Source organism: Loigolactobacillus bifermentans DSM 20003, from assembly GCF_001434575.1.
In the GTDB taxonomy this organism is placed as follows: Bacteria; Bacillota; Bacilli; order Lactobacillales; family Lactobacillaceae; genus Loigolactobacillus; species Loigolactobacillus bifermentans.
In genome coordinates, this window is record NZ_AZDA01000050.1 from 1 (window position 1) to 1,524 (window position 1,524).

Here is a 1,524-nt window from a genome sequence, read left to right on the forward strand (position 1 = left end):
TAAGTGATTGCTTTGGGCTTTTTAATTTCTGTTCGGATTAATTATAGAATTTGCCTAATCAAAATAAATAGTTAAGAAAGGAGAAAGAATGTCAATTTTATCAACAGTATTGATTGTTTTAGTAGCTTTGGAATTTTTCTATATCCTATATTTAGAAACGTTTGCTACAACTTCAGACGCTACAAGTCGAGTATTTAACATGACAAAAGAAGAGTTGAAAAGCAAAGCTTTAAACACGCTTTTTAAAAATCAGGGGATTTATAATGGTTTGATTGGTGTGGGGTTATTATACAGTGTTTTTCTGTCAAGTAATCCAATAGAAATTAGTAGATTACTATTAATTTATATTATTTTAGTGGCATTATATGGCAGTATTACAAGTGATAAAAAAATTATTCTAGCCCAAGGTGGTTTAGCAATTTTAGCACTCATTTCAACCTTCTTTTAAAGAAAAAAGCAAAACCACAATCAATTAAGGTTGTGGTTTTTGTTTACCTTGTTTTAATTGAACAGTATTATACTTTCTTGGTAGCGTCAAGAATCTTGTGTAAATGAAATGCCTTCGTACATATAATATGTATCTAACTTAAATAAATGATGCTTCCAAGGTGTCCTGGAGTCCTTTGAACCCTCGGTGGATCCGCTTCAGAGACTTCTCGTTATAAACATTAAACTGAGAAACCAGGAAGCGATCCAGTGAATCTTCCGTTGGAAATTGTTCTTTGTGGTGGGTGGTGCGCTTGAGATGCTTATTAAAGTTCTCAATCAGGTTAGTGGAGTATAGTGATTGCCGGATAGCTGGTGGAAAGTCCATGAAAGTGAATAAATTCGGCATTTTAAGCAGATCTTTGATTAATTTGGGATAGGTCTGATGCCAGTTGTTGGCGAACTCATTCAGTTTCAGTTCGGCTGCTTCACGGTTGGCGGCCCGATGAACTTGTTTAAAGTCACTGATCACGGCCTTGCGGTCTTTTACGCGAACTTTGTTCATCAGATTCCGCCCAACATGAACCAGGCAACGTTGTCGTTTGGCTTTAGGGAAATGCCGATTCAAGCCCTCATCCAAACCAACTAACCCATCGGCCACAAACAACAGCACATCTTTAACGCCCTGCTTGATCAAGGTTCCCAGCAGTTCAGTCCAGATTCCAGTCGATTCCGTTGGCGCCACTTGGTAGTTCAGCACTTCTTTCGTACCATCTGGACGAATGCCAATCGCAATATGAACGGCTTCTTTTTGAACGGTATCCCGCTTTAACGGCAAGTAAGTGGCATCTAAGAAGATGGCCGCATATTGTGAAGCCAGTCGACGTTGCTGGAAAGCTTGAACCTGTTCATTGACGGCTTTAGTCATGTTGGAAACCGTGGCTTTGGAGTAGTGAGCACCGTACATTTTCTCAATAAGTTCGGCAATTTCAGCAGTGGTAATTCCCTTGGTATACAACTGAATGACCGTTGTTTCTAAATTAGGCAGATTGCAAGAAATAACTTGAACAAATTTAGTAACGCAGATTACGCAAAAAG

The 1,524-nt window shown here is 38.8% G+C and carries 2 protein-coding genes; one reads left to right on the forward strand and one right to left on the reverse strand.

Translation table 11 applies throughout. The annotated features are described in order from the left end of the window. Nucleotides 1-88: 88 nt before the first annotated feature. Complete coding sequence (locus tag FC07_RS07535) at nucleotides 89-448, forward strand: DUF1304 domain-containing protein (RefSeq protein WP_057904518.1); 360 nt, start codon at nucleotides 89-91, stop codon at nucleotides 446-448. Nucleotides 449-586: 138 nt separating this feature from the next. Here FC07_RS07535 and FC07_RS07540 read toward each other — a convergent pair. Then, the coding region (locus tag FC07_RS07540; RefSeq protein ID WP_057904519.1) for an IS256 family transposase at nucleotides 587-1,524 on the reverse strand (938 nt) is incomplete at its 5' end.